21 protein-coding genes are annotated in these 19224 nt (G+C 53.5%); 7 read left to right on the top strand and 14 right to left on the bottom strand.

Annotated elements, in window-relative coordinates:
- Position 1 precedes the first annotated feature (1 nt).
- Both C8R21_RS10020 and C8R21_RS10025 read left to right on the top strand, forming a co-directional pair.
- Positions 2–655 carry an ABC-type transport auxiliary lipoprotein family protein gene (locus C8R21_RS10020; protein WP_107762559.1) on the top strand — a complete coding sequence of 218 codons (654 nt, stop codon included), beginning with the start codon at positions 2–4 and terminating at the stop codon, positions 653–655.
- Positions 656–948: 293 nt separating this feature from the next.
- Positions 949–1992 (top strand): DUF6607 family protein, encoded by a 1044-nt coding sequence (locus tag C8R21_RS10025; RefSeq protein ID WP_107762560.1) that lies wholly within the window; start codon positions 949–951, stop codon positions 1990–1992.
- Positions 1993–2007: 15 nt separating this feature from the next.
- On the opposite strand, the gene C8R21_RS10030 is transcribed toward C8R21_RS10025, so the two are convergent.
- From C8R21_RS10030 to C8R21_RS10085, 12 genes are all read right to left on the bottom strand, one after another.
- Positions 2008–2688 carry a DUF4197 domain-containing protein gene (locus C8R21_RS10030; RefSeq protein WP_107762561.1) on the bottom strand — a complete coding sequence of 227 codons (681 nt, stop codon included), beginning with the start codon at positions 2686–2688 and terminating at the stop codon, positions 2008–2010.
- A gap of 74 nt (positions 2689–2762) precedes the next feature.
- The gene (gene lipA, locus C8R21_RS10035; RefSeq protein WP_107762562.1) at positions 2763–3713 is read right to left on the bottom strand and encodes a lipoyl synthase; all 951 of its coding nucleotides are present in this window, start codon (positions 3711–3713) and stop codon (positions 2763–2765) included.
- Between the two features lie 89 nt (positions 3714–3802).
- Positions 3803–4465 (bottom strand): lipoyl(octanoyl) transferase LipB, encoded by a 663-nt coding sequence (gene lipB, locus C8R21_RS10040; protein ID WP_107762563.1) that lies wholly within the window; start codon positions 4463–4465, stop codon positions 3803–3805.
- A gap of 42 nt (positions 4466–4507) precedes the next feature.
- Positions 4508–4828: a YbeD family protein gene (locus tag C8R21_RS10045; protein WP_258192346.1), complete on the bottom strand. Its 321-nt coding sequence runs from the start codon at positions 4826–4828 to the stop codon at positions 4508–4510.
- Positions 4829–4842: 14 nt separating this feature from the next.
- Complete coding sequence (locus C8R21_RS10050; RefSeq protein WP_181258896.1) at positions 4843–5703, bottom strand: D-amino acid aminotransferase; 861 nt, start codon at positions 5701–5703, stop codon at positions 4843–4845.
- A gap of 31 nt (positions 5704–5734) precedes the next feature.
- The gene (locus C8R21_RS10055; protein ID WP_107762582.1) at positions 5735–6874 is read right to left on the bottom strand and encodes a D-alanyl-D-alanine carboxypeptidase family protein; all 1140 of its coding nucleotides are present in this window, start codon (positions 6872–6874) and stop codon (positions 5735–5737) included.
- Positions 6875–7090: 216 nt separating this feature from the next.
- Entirely contained in the window at positions 7091–7492 is a 402-nt protein-coding gene (locus tag C8R21_RS10060) for a hypothetical protein (protein WP_258192347.1), read from the bottom strand.
- Between the two features lie 26 nt (positions 7493–7518).
- Entirely contained in the window at positions 7519–9042 is a 1524-nt protein-coding gene (locus C8R21_RS10065; protein ID WP_107762565.1) for a helicase HerA-like C-terminal domain-containing protein, read from the bottom strand.
- Positions 9043–9117: 75 nt separating this feature from the next.
- Positions 9118–10029, bottom strand: coding sequence for a CobD/CbiB family protein (locus C8R21_RS10070; protein WP_107762566.1), 912 nt, complete (start codon positions 10027–10029; stop codon positions 9118–9120).
- A 52-nt stretch (positions 10030–10081) separates the two neighbouring features.
- Positions 10082–10960 carry a succinate--CoA ligase subunit alpha gene (gene sucD, locus C8R21_RS10075; RefSeq protein WP_107762567.1) on the bottom strand — a complete coding sequence of 293 codons (879 nt, stop codon included), beginning with the start codon at positions 10958–10960 and terminating at the stop codon, positions 10082–10084.
- A 28-nt stretch (positions 10961–10988) separates the two neighbouring features.
- Positions 10989–12185: an ADP-forming succinate--CoA ligase subunit beta gene (gene sucC, locus C8R21_RS10080; RefSeq protein WP_107762568.1), complete on the bottom strand. Its 1197-nt coding sequence runs from the start codon at positions 12183–12185 to the stop codon at positions 10989–10991.
- A gap of 193 nt (positions 12186–12378) precedes the next feature.
- Positions 12379–13113 (bottom strand): PP2C family protein-serine/threonine phosphatase, encoded by a 735-nt coding sequence (locus C8R21_RS10085; RefSeq protein ID WP_107762569.1) that lies wholly within the window; start codon positions 13111–13113, stop codon positions 12379–12381.
- A 201-nt stretch (positions 13114–13314) separates the two neighbouring features.
- Between C8R21_RS10085 and nirK the strand changes: the two genes are divergently transcribed.
- A complete protein-coding gene (gene nirK / locus C8R21_RS10095) occupies positions 13315–14676 on the top strand; it encodes a copper-containing nitrite reductase (RefSeq protein WP_219906638.1) in 1362 nt (453 codons plus the stop codon).
- A 57-nt stretch (positions 14677–14733) separates the two neighbouring features.
- Here the strand turns inward: nirK and C8R21_RS10100 are convergent, their stop codons facing one another.
- Positions 14734–15012: a hypothetical protein gene (locus C8R21_RS10100; RefSeq protein WP_107762571.1), complete on the bottom strand. Its 279-nt coding sequence runs from the start codon at positions 15010–15012 to the stop codon at positions 14734–14736.
- Positions 15013–15414: 402 nt separating this feature from the next.
- Here C8R21_RS10100 and C8R21_RS10105 point away from each other — a divergent pair, with 402 nt between their 5' ends.
- From C8R21_RS10105 to C8R21_RS10115, 4 genes are all read left to right on the top strand, one after another.
- Positions 15415–15645, top strand: coding sequence for a hypothetical protein (locus C8R21_RS10105; protein WP_107762572.1), 231 nt, complete (start codon positions 15415–15417; stop codon positions 15643–15645).
- 688 nt (positions 15646–16333) lie between these two features.
- Positions 16334–16498 carry a hypothetical protein gene (locus C8R21_RS15885; RefSeq protein WP_181258897.1) on the top strand — a complete coding sequence of 55 codons (165 nt, stop codon included), beginning with the start codon at positions 16334–16336 and terminating at the stop codon, positions 16496–16498.
- A gap of 588 nt (positions 16499–17086) precedes the next feature.
- The gene (locus C8R21_RS10110; protein WP_107762573.1) at positions 17087–18478 is read left to right on the top strand and encodes an exonuclease domain-containing protein; all 1392 of its coding nucleotides are present in this window, start codon (positions 17087–17089) and stop codon (positions 18476–18478) included.
- Between the two features lie 279 nt (positions 18479–18757).
- Positions 18758–18988, top strand: coding sequence for a hypothetical protein (locus tag C8R21_RS10115; RefSeq protein WP_107762574.1), 231 nt, complete (start codon positions 18758–18760; stop codon positions 18986–18988).
- Positions 18989–19118: 130 nt separating this feature from the next.
- Here C8R21_RS10115 and C8R21_RS16665 read toward each other — a convergent pair.
- Positions 19119–19224 (bottom strand): integrase core domain-containing protein (locus C8R21_RS16665; RefSeq protein ID WP_146162448.1); only part of this gene is annotated, 106 nt, incomplete at its 5' end.

Raw genomic sequence — 19224 nt, forward strand, 5'->3', positions numbered from 1 at the left:
GATGAAAAAATACTTGGTTCTTGCAGTGGCAATTGCAACGCTGACAGCGTGCGCCGCTATTCGTAATCCAGCACCGGTAGCGGTATACGATTTTGGATTACAGCCCTTCCCTGTCCAGCCCAGCGCGGCCGATGCGGAGGGAAACAAGCAACTGCGGACAAGTCTGCTGGTCGCTGAGACCATTGCACCTGCCTGGCTCGATAGCACCGCGATCCATTACCGGCTAGCCTACGATGACCCCACGCGATTTCTCGCTTATCGCAGCAGCCGCTGGGCCTCCACACCTGCAAAACTGCTCACGCAACGCGTCAGAACACGCATTACCGCCATTAATGAACGGGGAGTGATGAACACTGGCGAAGGTACGCGCGCAGATTATACATTGCGGCTCGACCTCGAAGAATTTGCCCAGGTGTTCGATACGCCTTCCCGGAGCAGCGCCATTGTGCGACTTCGCGCCAGCCTTATCGATCGCACCACCCGTTACGCAATTTCCCAGCGCAGCTTTGGGGTAGAGCTGCCCGCGCCAACGGCAAATGCCGCGGGTGCCGTAAAAGCCCTTACGGAGGCGAGTGATCAGTTGATTGAAAGCCTGATCGGATGGCTTGAGCAGGAACTTCGAGATAAAGGAAAGGAAGGTTTTTCGGAAGGATGATATTTTTCACGAGCCTGGAACTAATGGCTAAATGGCCATAGAGCATCCGCTTCCGGCATCTGCTGCTTCCCCGCTCGATTCGCCTAAGCACGGAGCTCCAGCCACACCGCTCCCCTCGCTGCAAAATCCCCCATGCCTTTACATAACGAACAGCTGGTATGACAGCGCGAATACGGGAATCAGACACAAACCCGGTTTAAACTGCTAACCTGTCGGGCTGTCAGCCTGAACGCCTTTAAGCCTCAAACGTCATCTTTCAGGTACCACATTTGCATTTGTATGAGGAAATATTTATGAAACGTTCGCTTACCTTGGCCGCGAGCTTGGTTGCGCTGTCACTGCTCAGCGCTTGCGCAGGCAAGGTTCCCCTGCTGAAAAGCGGCTCATCCGCAAAATCCGCTGAATCGGACTATCCAACCGTGGAGCGCCCGGTCGCAGGATGCGCAGAGGGTGAAAAGCCGTTCGATTGCGACCGGCGCGCCATACTCGCCATGCAGGGTGGATACGAAGTCCAGTTTAAATTCGACGAAACCGTCGTGCTGCAGCCAGGCTACAAGCGCCGGGAGCCGAAGCGCAGCATGGGATTCGAGTTCGTGCTCGTAGCGGAAGATACCGGCCGCAAGATTTCACTGCAACACATCCTGGTGATGGGCGGGGGTGCGATCACCAAGCACTGGCGCCAGGACTGGGTCTATGAAGCGCCAACGCGCTGGGTCTACACCGGGAGCCAGCGGTTCGAGCAACGAAAGCGCGATCCCGCTGAAGTACCGGGAACATGGACACAACTGGTTTACGAAGTAAATGACGCGCCGCGCTATTCGGGCAATGGTAAATGGAATCACCGGTACGGTGTATCGACCTGGACTTCGGAGCGCAACTGGCGGCCGTTACCGCGTCGTGAGTACACCAAGCGCAGTGACTATCAGATCATCAATACGGAGAATCGCCATACTATTGCACCCCAGGGGTGGACTCATGAGCAGGACAATACCAAAGTCATCCAGACGCCAGATGAGAAGGATGCGGTATTGGTGCGCGAGTTCGGTTTCAATGAATACCGGCGCATCAAAGGCTACGACTTTCAACCTGCGGTAAACTACTGGAATGGTACTTCCGCCTTCTGGGCAGATGTGCGCAGACGATGGGAAAACGAGTTCGCCACCCATGGCTCGATTACGCTATCGGTTGTCCCTGGTGATGAGTCCTTTAACATGGCGGTCCTCGATCTCGCCGATGCTAACAGGAAAAACCCGCAGGCCGATATCTACCAGAAAAAGCTCGAAGATATCTTCAGCAAATACGTCAACGTCAGGAAGACACAAACCAGCTTCAGGTAGCAACTCCAGATCCATCTACTTGAGCGTGCCAAACACCCTGCGGACCAGTTCGCTATCCTGATCCGCAGGGTTGTCGCGTATGGCCTGTTCCTTCTCTGCCATTAACAGATAAATTCCGTCCAGGGTTTTTTCCGTGACATGGTTTTCTATATTTGCGTGCTTTTCCGAAATCAACCCGAGCTTCGCGCCCTTCCCGGCAAAGTCATTGTATTTTTTCAGCACACCCGCCTGCTCGGTGGCTTTTTTTACAATCGGCAAAAATCGGTCGGAAAGCGAGTCGGATGAGGTGTTACGGAAGTACTGCGTCGCTCCGTCGTCTCCGACTGCAAGGATCGCTTTCGCATCTTCCACAGGCATATTCTGCACCGCATCTATCAGCAGGGGCCGTCCCTCCGCCGCCGCCGTTTCAGCCGCGTGATTCATGGCGGCGATCAACCCATCGGCATGTTTGTTCATACCCACGGAGCGCATCAAACCCTCTACTTTCTGCAGAGAGACGGGTAACTGGATTTTTGCCTTGGGGTTATGGAGAAAACCGTTTGGAACCCCAAGTGTGTCTATCGCTGCATTTACACCCAGTGTAAGTGCTTGCTTCAGACCATCGGTTGCCTCTTCATCTGCAAGAGTATCACTTGCTGCAGCGGAAACAGGGATGGAAACGAAAAAGCAGGTAACAATAGCAGGAATGATGCGCACTGGAGTAACTCCTGTCGGGTTTGCGTAACCGGCCTTGAAATTCCTCTCTTGGCTGATTCTCTTCGCTAAAACCGCTACCTCTGTATGATGCCTGCCTCATGAGCCTGCTGATCGGCATGATAGCTGGAGCGGACCATGGGCCCGCAAGCGGCATTGCTGAAACCCATTTCGATTGCGGCACGTTCAAATTCCTTGAATGCCCCCGGGGTGACATAACGCATGACAGGAAGATGCCCGATGCCTGGCTGCAGATACTGGCCAATGGTAAGCATCTCGACATCATGCTCGCGCAAGTCGCGCATCACGTCAAGGATCTCCTCGTCAGTTTCTCCCAGTCCCAGCATCAACCCGGATTTGGTGGGGATATCCGGGAAACGTGCCTTGAAGTCCTTCAATAACCGGAGCGAATGGGTGTAGTCCGCGCCCGGACGGCACTGCCGGTAGAGGCGGGGTACCGTTTCGAGATTATGGTTCATAACATCGGGGGGGCAAGCAAATAATTTTTCCAGCGCAATATCCAGTCTCCCGCGAAAATCCGGCACCAGAATCTCTATCTTTGTCTGCGGCGAATGGGCTCGAACCTCGCGGATGCAATCCACGAAATGCTGGGCTCCCCCGTCCCTGAGGTCATCACGGTCAACACTCGTGATAACCACATATTTCAACTTCATGGCGGCTATGGACTGTGCAAGGTGCAGAGGTTCTTCAGGGTCCGGAGGACGCGGCCGGCCATGCGCTACATCACAGAAAGGGCAGCGGCGGGTACAAAGATCGCCCAGTATCATGAAGGTGGCAGTGCCTTTGCCGAAGCATTCCCCGATATTGGGGCAGGAAGCTTCCTCACATACCGTGTGCAGCTTCTGCTCCCGCAAAATCCGCTTGACCTCATAAAACTCCTGGCTGTTGGAGGATCGCACTCTGATCCAGGAAGGTTTACGCAGCAACTGATCGGGAGATTGCGGCGCGATTTTTACCGGATTGCGCGCGGTTTTTGCAACGCCTTTCTGGCGACTTTCAATTGTCATGATAAGGAAGAAACGTCTTCTTGATATTGATCCATATCAATCCTGAATATCCGGATCGGTTGATATCCATCTTTAAAACACTCTCGAAATCATTGTTCCAGCCTGCTCCTCAGTTTTTCGGCAAGCTTTCCTTGCAGCGCTTCCAGCTCGTCGGTTATACCGAGATCGCTGGTTTGCGTAACCCTTAACCCTGCATAGCCACAAGGGTTGATAGCCATAAACGGAGTGAGGTCCATGCTGACATTCAGAGCCAGGCCATGGTAGCAGCATCCATTTTTTATCTTCAGCCCCAGTGCCGCGATTTTTGCTCCGCCAACGTATACCCCCGGCGCATCCTCGTTGCCGCAGGCATCGACACGATACTCACCCAGCAAGTCTACCACGGCACCCTCCATTTTTCTGACCAGGTCGCGCACGCCTAACTTGAGGCGTCGCATATCCAGCAACAGATACGCAATAATCTGACCTGGGCCGTGATAGGTGATTTGACCACCACGATCCGTGCATACTACGGGAATGCCTGGATTGTAGAGCAAATGCTCGGGTTTGCCGGCAACACCCTGGGTATAGACCGGCCAATGTTGCAACAGCCAGATTTCGTCAGAGGTATTTTCCGTGCGACTTGCCGTGAACGCCTTCATCGCCTGCCAGATGGAAAGATAATCCATCACAGCAGCATATCTGACTTCAAGTCCTGAAGTAATGCTGTGCACGGGAGAGGGCGCGGACTCCAGGCTAACGGACTGTATCACGGATAGAAGCTTCCGGAATCCGGAACAGGAATCAGAAACTCGCTAAAGTACCATTACCACTGTAGGATGATCGCACAGTTCCTGATATAGCGCATCCAGTTGTTCGCGAGAAACAGCGCGAATCGTACACGTGAGGCTGAGATAATTGCTTTTTCTGCTGATTCTTACCTCCATGGTCGCCTCGTCAAAATCCGGGGCGTGCCGCTTCACAATCGCCAGTACGTTCTGTGCAAAATCCTGCCGCCGGTATTCCAGTGTTGCGGCACTGGGCGGAATGCCGGACGGCGATCCTACACGTCCCATGATTTTAATCGGGAAATCGCAGGGATATTCGATCAGGGTGCTCTCGTCAGATGAAGTCACAGGTTTCACGACCTTCAGGATATCGAAGAGTTGCCTCGCATGGTGGTTTGTTTATAACTCTGGTAGAGCTGGTAAAACAATGCAAATATTTTTCCGGGTTTTCCCTCACCCACCGGTTGGTTATCGAGACGGGTAATCGGCATGATTTCTTTGGTCGAGGATGTCAGCAAAAGTTCCTCGGCGGTGCGCACCTCATGTTCCGTAATCGCCCGAACTTCATGGGGAATGCCATTCGCCTGCGCCAGTTCCAGCACTATGTCATAGGTGATGCCCGGCAGCATCAGGTGATTTTTGGGCGGAGCCAGCAGAATTCCACTTCTTACGACAAAGATATTGCTTGCCGCCCCCTCGGTCATGAAACCGTCGCGAAACAACACCGTTTCCATGGCGCCTTCATCGATCGCCATCTGCCGCAGCAGTACGTTGGGCAAGAGCGAAATTGCCTTGATATCGCAGCGCAACCATCGGTTATCATTGGCTGAAATCGCCACCACGCCGGTATGCAGCAGCCGGGGGGGGGGCGTCAGCAACGGATTGCTCATAATGAAGACAGTGGGCGCGACCCCTTGTGGAAAGGCATGGTCGCGCCGGGCGACCCCTCGGGTAATATGCAGATAGATATACTGATCCTCGCCTTCATTCAGAGCGACGAGTTGTTCCAGCAAATGTGTCCATTCGCTGTCCGAATGCGGATTTCGCAGGCGAATGCCATCAAGACTGTGCTGGAGCCGGCGCAGATGCTCAGCCAGGCGAAAAGGTTTGCGGGAATAGACAGGAATAACCTCATATACCCCGTCACCAAAAATAAAACCCCTATCCAGCACAGGGATGCGTGCTTCTTCGATTCTGAGGAAATCACCATTGAGATAGATCATGATCAGCCTGGAGATCTCGGGATTTTTGCTTCTAGTTAAACAGAAGCCGCATGCTATCCCATGCCCGGCCAAAAATATTCGCGGCGCTGACGGTTTCGAGCGCTACCAGCGGATGTTCAACTACCTGCTTCCCTTCGAGCGTAAACTTCACTATGCCAACTTTTTGACCCGCAGTGACGGGAGCGAGAAGTGGCTGCTTATATTCCATCCTCGCTTTGAGCTTGTCAGTCTGATGGCGGGGAAGCGAAAAATAAACATCATTTCCGAATCCCGTCCTGAGCTTGTCCTGGGCACCTTTCCATAATGGGATAGCAATCACCTCCTGCTCTCCCGGATAGAGACGAACAGTGTCGTAGAACTGAAAACCATAATTCAGCAGGCGCTGGCTTTCCATCGCACGGGCGCTCTCCGAGGCGGTACCCATCACCACCGCAACCAACCGGCGCTGTTCCCGCCTGGCTGAAGTAATGAGGCAGTAACCGGCTGCTTCAGTGTGTCCTGTCTTCATTCCGTCGACGTTCGGGTCAAGCCAGAGCAGGCGATTCCGATTCGCCTGAGTGATTTTGTTATAGGTATATTCCTTGAGGGAATAGAGCGGATAATATTCCGGAAAATCGCGGATGATGGCGGTTGCGAGCAAGGCGAGATCGTACGCTGTGCTGTAATGATCCGGGTTCGGGAGCCCGGTTGAATTGGCAAAACGCGTGTTCTTCATGCCCAGGCGCACCGCCTCCTTGTTCATCGCTTGAGCGAATGCCTCCTCTGATCCTGAAACGGCCTCCGCCAGTGCAATGGACGCATCGTTTCCTGACTGCACGATCATGCCGCGTATCAATTCATCGACCGTTACCGGCTTCTTCGGCTCAATGAACATGCGGGAACCTTGCGCTCGCCATGCACGTGCCGAGACTGGCACAGCTTGCGTCAAGGTAACACGTTTCTGATACAGGGCTGCAAAAACCACGTAAGCCGTCATCAACTTCGTCAGGGACGCCGGTTCGACGCGTTCATGGGCATTTTTGCTCACAAGCACCTGTCCGCTCTGAAGATCGGCAAGCATGTAAGACTTGGCGGCGACGGAGAGAGTTTGCGGCGGCGTGTGAAACTGGGGTTGCTGAGCGGCCAGTGGCAGGGCAAGCAGACACAGTGATAAAGGAAGCAAGCGTCTCATGGCAATCTGCAAAAAAACATTATTATATCCCAGCCATACCGAAGACGTTATCCGCCGGGGTTCTGAATCATTGACGTCCTCCCCTCTAAAATCAGGGGGATTCCTGCGGGGCTCAGACATGGTTGCAAATATCCCTTACTGTCGCAGGCCACCCGCGGTGTCTTCAGCAAGAGGAGCGAATTTAAAAGTACCACGCTCCGAATGACTTTCCCGGCTCTACTTTTCGGCGCGGTTACGCCCGCACAAACTGAACCCGTCGTTCCATCCCAGCCGGTACTGCTTGTCTCCTGCAAACCTCTGCTCATCCTTCGCTCCATTTGCAGTCTTCTTCGCAGTTTCACAACCGTCGATATAGCCGTCCTTGAAGCTGGGCGAATAACCAGTAAGATTGTATACCGGCCGGGTAGGCTGTGGCGCGGGTGAAGGTGAAGGCGCCGTCGAAGTCGGAGGTGGCGTCGAAGTCGAAGGTGGCGTCGAAGTCGAAGGTGGAGATGCGGGTTGCGATTCCTTCTGACTTGTAGTGGTAGGGGTGCAACCCAGAATCGTGGTGACCAAAAGAATTGCCGCGATTGCTCGCATTGTGCTTCCCTCGTTCAGAATGAGATATTTTGCAGGCATTTGAGTTCGTTGCGCATTCTGTTTTTTCAACGCCTGCGGTTACCGCCGAACATGCCTCCCAGAATGCCGCGGAAGATTTCACGGCCGGCACGCGAACCGATGGAGCGAGCCGCGCTGCGTGCGGCAGTATCAAGAATGCCGGGCTTATATCCACCGCGCGGGCCGGTTTTGCCGAGCAGCATATCACCCAGCACATCCATCATACCCTCTTCGGATCCGGCCTTTTTTGCCTTGCCACGAGCAGGAGCTTCCTCATTTCCGGCATTCTGGGTATTCTGAGCCCGGCCTTTGAGTACTTCGTATGCGGACTCACGGTCCACCTGTTGCTCGTAATGGCCGAAAATTATCGAGGATTTGATGATGCCTGCGCGTTCCGCATCGGTGATCGGTCCTATCCTCGATTCAGGCGGCAGGATAAACGCCCGCTCAACCATGGCGGGACGACCTTTCTCGTCCAGCAACGAAACGAGCGCCTCGCCTACAGAGAGTTCACTGATCACCTTTTCGGTATCCAGACCGGGATTCGCACGCATGGTTTGGGCAGCCGCCCGCACCGCCTTCTGATCGCGCGGCGTAAACGCGCGTAAGGCATGCTGCACGCGATTGCCGAGCTGTCCCAGGACGGTTTCAGGAACATCGAGAGGATTTTGTGTTACAAAATACACGCCCACCCCCTTGGATCTTATCAACCTCACGACCTGTTCTATTTTCTCCAGGAGAGGACGGGGCGCATCATTGAACAGCAGATGGGCTTCATCAAAGAAAAATATCAGTTTCGGTTTCTCGGGATCGCCTACTTCAGGAAGATGCTCGAACAATTCTGACAGTATCCACAGCAAAAAGGTGGAATACAATTTGGGAGCATTCAGCAATTTGTCGGCTGCGAGGATGTTTATCATCCCCCGCCCCCTGCTGTCCACCTGCATCAGGTCATGAATATCGAGCATCGGCTCGCCGAACAGGATATCGCCGCCCTGCTGCTCAATTCCCAGAAGCGAACGCTGGATGGCACCGATCGAGGCGGCGGAAATGTTACCGTACTGCACCGTGAAGTCCTTCGCGTTGTCGCCAACAAACTGCAGCAGTACGCGCAGATCCTTCGTGTCGAGCAGCAGAAGCCCGTTATCATCCGCAATCTTGAATACCAGTGTCAGTACGCCCTGCTGCGTTTCGTTCAGATTGAATAATCGACCCAACAGCAGGGGGCCCATGTCGGATATGGTGGTTCGCACGGGATGTCCGGCTTTTCCGTAAATATCCCAAAACGTAACCGGATATGCAGTCCATTCAGGTTCTGGAAGGTGGAGTTGCGCAAGCCGCTCCTTCATTTTGACCGAAGCGGCGCCGGGAAAGGAGAGCCCCGCCAGATCACCCTTTATGTCCGCCATGAATACGGGCACGCCGCTCGACGAGAAGCGTTCTGCCAGTACCTGAAGCGTAACGGTCTTACCTGTGCCGGTCGCGCCCGTGATCAGGCCATGCCGGTTGGCGAAGCCAGGCAATAGACCAAGGGGATGGTCAGATTGCGCGATCAGCAACGGTTGTCCCATAGTGCCCTCATAAATGCGGCTTACAAACTCTGTATATCGGCTGTATGCGAACTGTATCAGTTTTTACTTGCTTGCTCACCCCGCCCAGCCAGCGATCTCGAGCAACAGCATCAGAATGAGCCATAGCACCAGGGTGCGCCAGATGAGACCGACGGTACCCTGCAGAAAATCCATGTCAGCTTCTTCACCCACGCCTACCTCGGGGCGGTGATATGCGCCGGTCTCTTCTCGCAGCGGATCTCCCAAGCGCACGCCCAGCGCACCTGCGCCACTGGCAAGAATGATTCCCTGGTTCTGATCCGCCCATGATGTCGCCTGCGCGCGCCAGCAATAAACCGCATCCTCGAAGTTGCCCGCAATGGCAAAACTCAGGGCTGTTACCCTCGCGGGCAGCCAATCGATGACGTAAAACGCCTTTACCGCAAAAACACCAAAGCCATCCGGGCGCTTCCCCCAGGCATCATTCAACAATTCCGCAAGACGGTAGAGCATGGGCCCGAGCGGCCCGGGCAGCAAGGTGAACCAGACGATGACGCCAAGCATGCTACGATGAGCATGGATCAACCCCTGCTCGATGGCAATCCGCGAAATATCCTCACTGCTGGCACCCTCCGCCTCCATCCCGTAGTATTCCTTCAAGAGATCGCGTGCAAGCGGCAAATCTTCGTTCCTGAGCGCCTCCTTTATTTCGGTCAGGGAATAGCTGAACTGGCGAAAGCCCGTGGTGAGATACAGTATCGCCACATTCCACGCCCACGCCAGCAGCGGACTGACTCCATATAGTAAATAATAAACCAGGAGGGAGAGTATCAGGAAAGGTCCTGCCGCGGCTACCCAGGCAATGATGCCATGCCGATGGATGCCGGTGTTGAAATGACGCTCCAGCAAATCGGCATAGGAGAGGAAAGAGGAAACGATATGCTTGCGCGCGCTGCCGGAGCGCCATTGATCCAGCAGAAGAGCGAAAATCAACGAAAGAAAATTCATTGCGGAAAAATCATGCTGCTTTCCTTCAAGCAGTTTCAGGGATAAGCATTATTCAACCTAGTGCGGACTTGAGAACCTTGCCCATCTCGGCGGGATTTCGCGCGACTTTAATCCCGCACTCCTCCAGTACCGCAAGCTTTTCCTGAGCGGTTCCCCGGCCGCCCGAAATAACGGCGCCGGCGTGACCCATGCGCCTGCCCGGAGGTGCTGTCAAACCCGCGATATATCCTACCACTGGTTTACGCATATTCTCCTTGACCCAGCGCGCGCAATCCTCCTCATCGGTACCGCCGATTTCCCCCACCATTAAAACAGCATCGGTTTCATCATCTTCGTCGAACAGCTGCATCACATCCAGGTGCCTCAAGCCATTCACCGGGTCGCCGCCGGTACCGATGCATGTGGATTGGCCTAATCCCTGTTCCATCAGTTGCGCCACCGCTTCGTAGGTGAGCGTTCCGGAACGGGAGACTACGCCGACGCGTCCCTTTCGATGAATGTAACCCGGCATGATGCCAATCTTGATCTCGTCGGGCGTAATGATGCCGGGACAGTTCGGTCCTACCAGCCGCGTTTTTCGTCCTCTCATCCTGTGACAGGTACGTATCATATCGCGCACAGGGATACCCTCGGTGATACAAATTACCAGATCCAGTTCCGCATCCACCGCTTCATCGATTGCGGCTGCGGCAAACGGCGGCGGTACATAGATTACAGAAACGGTGGCCCCTGTTGCCTGCTTTGCTTCCTCTACCGTGGCGAAAATCGGGATGCCCTCAAAGTCCTCGCCCCCTTTCTTCGGATTGACTCCGGCAACAAAGCATTCTTTTCCATAAGCATAATCGCGACACATCCGTGTGTGGAATTGCCCGGTCTTGCCGGTAATCCCCTGCGTCATGACACGAGTGTTACGGTCGATCAGGATCGCCATACTGATTTCCCTCGTTTGCCGATTCTGTTCACGATCCTGTGACCGGGATGGCGGCCGAGGCGGCTGATGCAGCCGCGGTAACGGCCTTTTCCGCGGCATCCGCCATATTCCCGGCTGAAATGATGGCAAGACCTGATTCGGCCAGGATTTTTTTCCCAATATCCGCATTCGTGCCTTCGAGACGGACCACCAGGGGAACATGCAGCCTCACTTCACGCGCTGCTGTCACTACTCCCTCCGCAATGACGTCGCATCTCATGATGCCGCCGAATATATTGATCAGTATGGCTTGCAGCCTCGGATTGCGCAGCATCAGCTTGAATGCTTCCGTGACTTTTTCAGCGGTTGCGCCTCCCCCTACGTCGAGAAAGTTGGCCGGGTTTCCTCCGTAGAGTTTGATGATATCCATGGTAGCCATCGCAAGACCGGCGCCATTTACCAGGCAACCTATGTTGCCATCGAGCGAAATGTAGGAAAGACCATATCTGGACGCCTCGATCTCTGCCGCATCTTCCTCGTCAAGATCGCGCAAGTCGGCGATATCGGGGTGCCGGAACAGCGCATTATCGTCAAAATTCATCTTCGCATCGAGTGCTGCAATGCGGTTTTCGCCGGTGAGTATCAGCGGATTGATTTCGACGAGCGATGCATCCGTGCTGTCGTAAGCGCAGTATAAATTCTGCAACAGCACAGCCGTTTCCGCCACTGCCGCACCGGAAAAACCGATCCTGTTCGTGATGTCTTCCGCTTCTGCAGCGGTCAGTCCCGCCCCCGGATCGATATACACTTTGTGGATCTTTTCCGGATGCTCGGCAGCAACCTGCTCGATATCCATCCCACCTTCGGCACTCGCCATCAGGCAGACACGGCGGCGGCCACGATCCACCACCAGCCCGATGTAAAACTCCTTCCTGATATCGAGGCCCTGTTCGATCAGCAGCCGTCGTACAACCTGGCCCTGGGGACCCGTCTGCGGCGTGACGAGTGTCATGCCGAGTATTTTCCCGGCAAATTGTTTCACCTCGTCGAGCGATCTGGCGATCTTCACCCCGCCACCCTTCCCGCGCCCCCCTGCATGGATCTGGGCCTTGACCACCCATGTGCTTCCACCCAGCTTTTCAGCGGCTGCTACTGCTTCATCCACGCTGAAGCAGGGGTATCCGCGAGGTATGGGGATACCAAACTGATGCAGGATATGTTTGGCCTGGTATTCATGGATTTTCATGATACCTCCAACGACGTGAATAGGGAGTATAGCTCAATAGCTGTGCCCGCGTACGAGGATAGGAACAGAGGTCGGACATCCTGCTTCCCCGCGGTCGAGCGACAGCCGTCCCTCTGGATTACGGATAACAACCGGCAATCGCTAATTGCCAGCAATTGCCGATACTGCCGATATTGCCGCCTGCAACCGCAATCTACACATCCTCTACTTCACAGAGAATCACGGTGACATTATCTTTTCCCCCAGCTTCCAGAGCTGCCGAGATCAGTCTCTCCAATTTTTGCTCAAGAGATTCCGCGGAAGCGAGCACAATTTCGATGTCTGCATTCTCCACCATGTCGGTCAATCCATCCGAACACAATAAAAAAATATCGTTGCCGAGCACGGCCCCTTGCACGATATCGCATGTCATCGACGAATCGGCTTCCACGACGCGCAGGAGAATGTTTTTTCGGGGGTGATGCCTTGCCTCCTCGGGCGTGAGCATGCCCCTATCCACCTGTGACTGTACCAGCGAATGGTCTTTAGTCAACTGCCGCAGCGTTCCGTCGCGCAGCAGATACACTCTGCTATCGCCCACGTGACCGATAACATACCGCCCGCCGTCGAACACGAGAAGATCTGCCGTGCATCCCATTCCTGCATCCGCAGGGTGCTGGATGATGTGTTCGAGCATGCGCCCCTTTGCCGACTCGAATACGTGCCGAATGCGATCAGGAACAGCATCTTTCGGAGGCAAAGCCAGTTCGGAAAATGCGCTTCGCACCATATCGACAAAATATTGACTGGCGGTTTCGCCGGCCGCCGCGCCACCCATCCCGTCTGCAAGTGCCAGGACCTGGGCTTGTGGTATGATCAGGTAACTATCCTCATTATTATCCCGCCACAGGCCCACGTCGGTTGCACCGGCCGAATGTAAGCTGATCAAGTATAACCTCCTGTGGCTTGCGGCCGCTCGATGTGCTCGATGTATGTATTTGCCGGCCTTGATCGCGCGTCTTCGGCCTGGAGCAGCGCATGTGACCGCGGATATCGGGGAGCATTGCATTGCAGGAAGAACGTCCTTCCTGCCCGTACGAGCTTAGCGGTCTTTGTATCCGCAGACTTTGTATCCACCTGGGAGAAAAGCATGCAAAAAACCTTTTTACTGCTTACGACCGTTTGCGCAATGTTCGGTTCCTTGTCCGCGGTCGCTGCCGAACAGGGCAGCAATAGAGGGGTTACCTACCGGCCCGATGTTACCTTTACCCTTCGCACAGACATCGGCGAGGGTAAACTGGTATTTATCGGTGAGGCGGATGCCATCGCGGGCAAAATAAACCCCGACCTGGAGGTAAGCCCGGGCGCAGTGGTACAGATCAATCTGATCAACGGCGATGGTGCGACGCATGACATCGCCATTCCCGAACTGGGCGCCAAATCGGATAATATCACGGCGAAAGGCGCTGCAACCTCGATGGTATTTCGCGCGACCCGTACCGGCACCTTTGAATACCTCTGCACACTACCCGGGCACAAGGCTGCCGGCATGTTCGGTCGTCTCATTGTCGGCAAGCTGCGCGAGGAGGCGAAAGGGTATGTAATCAACGTAGCCCAGGACCCCCGCTCGGTCGGGGAACCGGTAGGAACCCGTGCTTCAAAGCATTTGACACTCGATCTCGAAGCGACCGAAATCGAAGGGCAGTTCTCGGACAAGAGCATCTATAAATACTGGACCTTCAATAACAGGGTGCCTGGACCGCTCCTCCGCGTGAAGGTGGGGGATACCATCACCGTCAATCTGCATAACAGCGCAAGCAGCACCAACATCCATTCGATAGATTTCCACGCCGTAACGGGGCCGGGCGGAGGAGCCGCTGTCACACAGGCGGCGCCGGGCGAGAGGAAGAGCTTCACCTTCAAGGCGCTTCACCCTGGACTGTTCGTCTACCATTGCGCAACTCCCATGGTTGCGCACCATATTGCGAACGGCATGTATGGCATGATTCTGGTCGAGCCCGAGGGAGGCCTGCCCAAGGTTGACAGGGAATTCTATGTAATGCAGGGTGAGCTCTACACCACCCACTCCCACAATGCCAATGCGCGAGGTCTGCAGGAGTTTTCGCTGGAACATCTGCTCTCGGAGAATCCCCAGCACCTGATGTTCAATGGCACCATGGATGCGCTTACGAAAATGTACACCATGGAGGCGAACACGGGCGATAACGTACGTATCTATTTCGGCGTGGGCGGTCCCAACCTCACCTCCAGCTTCCACATCATCGGGGAAGTCTTCGATAAGGTGTACGACCAGGCTTCATTGACCAGTCCGCCATTGCTAGATGTGCAAACGACGCTCGTCCCGCCGGGTGGCGCCACCATTGTGGAATTCAAGGTCGATTATCCAGGCCGCTATATTCTGGTTGATCACGCGCTGTCGCGTATGGAGAAAGGATTGGCGGGTTATCTCACGGTGCGTGGCGAGGCAAACCCGGAAATATTCAAGCCGTAAAGAATTGAAAAAATCAGAGGCGATTTCTCGGGAAACGATCGCCTCTGATCCTTTATATCATTGGTGCGGCTGCTTATACGGTTTCTTGTTCATTACTTCCTGATCTCTGTATTCCTGCTTCACTCCCTCCGGTAAATCCTTGGGCATCTTCTCCCGCATGATCTCAGAGGTTGAACTGGGCGCATTCTTATCGACGTCCTTCTTATCCTTCTTACCCATGTCTTGATAAGATTTGTCCATTCCTCCTTTATCCGAATCATGCGATCCAGCGAGCGCGCCGAAGCTGCAAACCGCCGTGAAGGACGCCAGAACAACTATCGATGTGAGTTTATTCATGTCAAGCTCCTGTAAGTAAATGGATGGCAGATGAAATAACACAAGTTTCGGTGACGAATACAGGTAATGCTTTCTAACATTGAATCCTCCAAGCGGGAAGCTGGCAAATTTTCACCGGCCTGCAATACGCTTGCAGGGACAATAGATATACTCCTTTCTCTGAAACTATCGGTGCGCTAACGCACCCTCCGTTACAGACCCGTTCAGAAGACCGCGAGCGAGGACAGTCCATCGCCAACAGACAGGTATACGAAAACTGGAAGGAGCGCGCTCATCCATCCTCCGTATACCCCATGTCTTCAACAGGAAGATGTTGTACTTCCGTACGATGTACTTCAGGCCAATGGTAATTGGCCTTGAACTCTATAAGATGAAGGCGTGTTAACAAAGCAGGAGGAAAAAATGAAACTGAGTGATGGGGAAAAACTGATTCTATTAATGCTGAGCGAGGTCTTCGAAAAACTTAAGGTGGAGGGCAGTATTGACCCAGCGCTCGTGAAAAATGCCATTTCCCACGATCACCCCTGGGCATTGAAATGGGAATACGAACGGGTTTCAGCGTTATCCGGAAAAAATAATCTGTCAGGAAGCCAGGCAGTCGATATCCTCAATATGTGGACTCTCATAGAGTAGGATTCAAGCCCGGGGAAACATCAGTTATAAATTTAGCTCTTTATCTTCCTGAGGCCACCAGTCCATGCAAACCCGCTACCCGTTTTTTTTGCCCGCAAAAATCGTTATCCGGCCCGCTCTCGCTGAATCTTTGCCTGGATTGAACTCACATTTTCTATGAAAACATTATAGAAATGTGGGAACTTTTTACTTTGAAGCCGCATCAAATATCATGCCGGCAAGCGTTTTGTTTTTTATCCGCTTGTGAAGGCATTGGTGACCTGACATCATTTAGCTGGTCATCAAGTTGATCGTATTTTTTGGCATGTCATCTTGATTCTGAAAGGGGGTTATCATGGAAATGGCAATTCTCGTAGTAGGTATAGGTGCTGTTGCTCTCTGGTATTTCAAATCCAAGGAAGGACGGAGAGAAAAATAATACTGATCCACAATAGTAGAACTCAAAGTTCACTCAAATCAATCAGCCGATGCCCAAGCTCAAGAAGCAAGGGCATCGGCTTCTTGTATCGAAGTTTTACAGGAAAAAGAGAAGCTGTCTTTGGAAAAGGGAGAGAAGAGGAACTGCAGCCAGGACAGAAGGCTATGAAGAAAAATCTCTCCATTCCGGAAACTTCACACGCAGACTGACGCATGCTGCAATTCAGGGAAGTGCACGCTGACAGCACTTGGCTCCCGGTCGTAGTTCCGGATGCGGTACGTTACATCGCACCCTTCAGCCAACATCGAGGAAACCAATCTCAAACCCGAGGTGGAGGATAGCGGACAGAACAAGACTGTCCCCTCGCGGAAAAGCGTCAATATCAATATTGAAGTGCCCTCATCAAACAAGCAGCGGACGAGGGTGAAAGAGTGACAGTACCTGAAAATGAGAAATAACCTCAACCTGCTTCGGCGGGTTTTTTATTGCCTCCACATTCTTCCACCATTTTTTTCAGCTTGCGTTAACTATTTAACGGTAATGTTTTATTCGCACGGTTAAACTTCCTACTCGTTTCCCTCCTCCCAAAAACAGGGAAACGAATTCAATGCAGCTCCCCTAGGCCCGGCTCATGCCGGGCTTTTTTTACAGCCTTAAAAGAGAATCAATCCATGGAATAGCGCCAGTGAAGCGCTTTTATTCGCCATAAAGATGAATTGGCAAAAGGATAGTATTGTCACGTGGGACGATAACGTGACGCCATTATCTGACCCACCCCAAGCCCTTTGTCCTATAGGGCTTGGGTTCTTCCATGCCCAGCCTCGCTCAATCCCCTCAATGGTTGTCTGTATAACTATATATCCAAGATATACTTTTTTTAATAAAAGCGCCAAACGGAGGTGGGAAATTTTCGCAATTATTGCGAAAATCTCTCGTTAATCCATTTAATTGGTTCTTTGACCAAGCTGATTAACTGTGTAAGCTGTCGAGAATTTAAAAACCTATCCTCCCTCTGCCGCAGCCTTGCTTCCTTTTCCCTACGTCATCCTGGACCTGGAAACCACGGGTGGCACGCCTCTTCATGACCGCATTATCGAGATTGCGCTCATCCGTTTCGAGGAAGGAATGGAAAGCGAGCGCTGGGAAACGCTGGTCAATCCAGGCATATCCATTCCGCCTTTTATCACGCATTTGACTGGCATCAGCAATGGGATGGTAAAGGATGCTCCTTCCTTTGGGGACATCGCCCACCGGCTCTACAGTTTTCTTGATGGAGCGGTGCTGGCAACGCATAACGTCCGCTTCGACTACGGATTCCTGAAGAACGAGTACCGGCGCATGGGCGCACTGCTCCAGCACAAGGTGCTGTGCACGGCCAGGCTCTCTCGCAAGCTCTATCCCCAGCACAAGGGTCATGGGCTTGATGCCATCATGCAGCGGCATGGGCTAAGGACTGAGGCGCGCCACCGAGCGATGGGTGATGTGGAGCTCGTCGCCGCCTATCTTGAGATGGCAAGGCGCGAACTGGACGCCCAAGAGGTGCAAGAAGCAGCAGCCGTCTTGCTGAAAGAACCAAGCCTGCCCATCGGCCTAGATGCTTCCATTCTGGAACAGATTCCGGACAGGCCGGGCGTCTATTTCTTCCACGGCAAAAATGGCCTTCCACTCTATATCGGCAAGAGTGTGACGCTGCGCTCGCGGGTCATGTCCCACTTCAGCGGCGACCACGCCTCGTTCAGCGACATGCGCATTGCCCAGGAGGTCGAGCGGGTCGAATGGATGGAAACAGCCGGGGAACTGGGCGCGCTGCTGCTGGAATCGAGATTGATCAAGGAGCACCAGCCCATCCACAACAAGCGGCTGCGCCGCTCCCGCACCCTCTTTTCCCTGAAGCTGGCCGACGGCTCGTACGCGGCCCCACTGGTGAATATCGTGACGGAAGAGGATATCCACCCCCAGGTGTTCGGACATCTGTACGGGTTGTTCCGCTCGAAGACAAAAGCGGTCGATGCGCTGCGCGAGGTTGTCCGGGAGAACAGGTTGTGTCCTCGGGCAGTTGGCTTTGAGAATGGGAAAGGTGCGTGTTTCGCGCACCAGTTGAAACGCTGTAACGGCGTCTGCGCGGGCAAGGAAGCCCCGCAACTGCATTACCTGCGCCTGAAACAGGCACTGCTCCCGCTTAAGCTCAAATCGTGGCCCTACTCCGGCAGGATCGGCATACGGGAATACAATGCATCATCCGGCCGATCGGAAGTGCATGTCTTCGACTACTGGTGCCACCTGGGAACAGTGGACAATGAAGCCGGTTTGGACGATGTGCTTGGGACGCGCTTATCCAGGAAGTTTGATCTCGATACCTACAAGCTGCTGCTGAAGACCCTGGAAAAGCAAACAGAGGTGATTACGTTTGGATAGCTGATCCAGGTGCTGGAATCAGTAAATGAAGCTGCCCTCTTGACCAAGTAAAATTTGATGCCGTCACTTCCCACCATAGATGTATAAGAGGGAAAGCGTCTTGCCGACTGGTTTGTTGCCATACTGAAGTGCCACCTGATCTTAACCAAGCTGATACCGAAGATGCGAAAACTTCCTAATATGAAAAGGTCATGTTTCGAGCAACGATCAGTAAGGGAGTCAGATTGCAGTGAGGTGGTCAATAAGACCCTATCTTCGTCATATCTTGCGGAAAAGGCTTTGCTGTTTAGAAAACTTATTATGGAAGTCGGGTTAGTTTTGTTAGCATTATTTACCCTCGGTTTATTCGGTAAGCAAGTATTACAACCTGAAATAATTCTAGACCCAATCGGAGTTCCTGAAGATATTGCGAGACGGGGATATACAGAGATTATTGTTGCCGAGCAGCTTGTGGATGCGGCATTTAATATTCGGTTTGATACATGTAGTGATCGGCCCAGCTTTTTGTAGCCAACTTCAGAGTTAGTCCTCGGCCATATGATCCGCTTGGGTTTCCAGGACCATTCCGAGAGTTAGTTTTCGGCGTTGGTGATCCGCTTGGGTTTCCAGGACCATTCCGAGAGTTAGTTTTCGGCGTTGGTTAAGCTGGGACGGGACTTGGAAGCCCCGCCCGGCGTACAAATTCAGCCGGCGACAGGTCATTGAGAGTCGAGTGAGGCCGACTCTCGTTGTAGTCCCGCCGCCAG

Origin of the sequence: Nitrosospira multiformis, assembly GCF_003050865.1 — a bacterium.
GTDB classification, from domain to species: Bacteria; Pseudomonadota; Gammaproteobacteria; order Burkholderiales; family Nitrosomonadaceae; genus Nitrosospira; species Nitrosospira multiformis_E.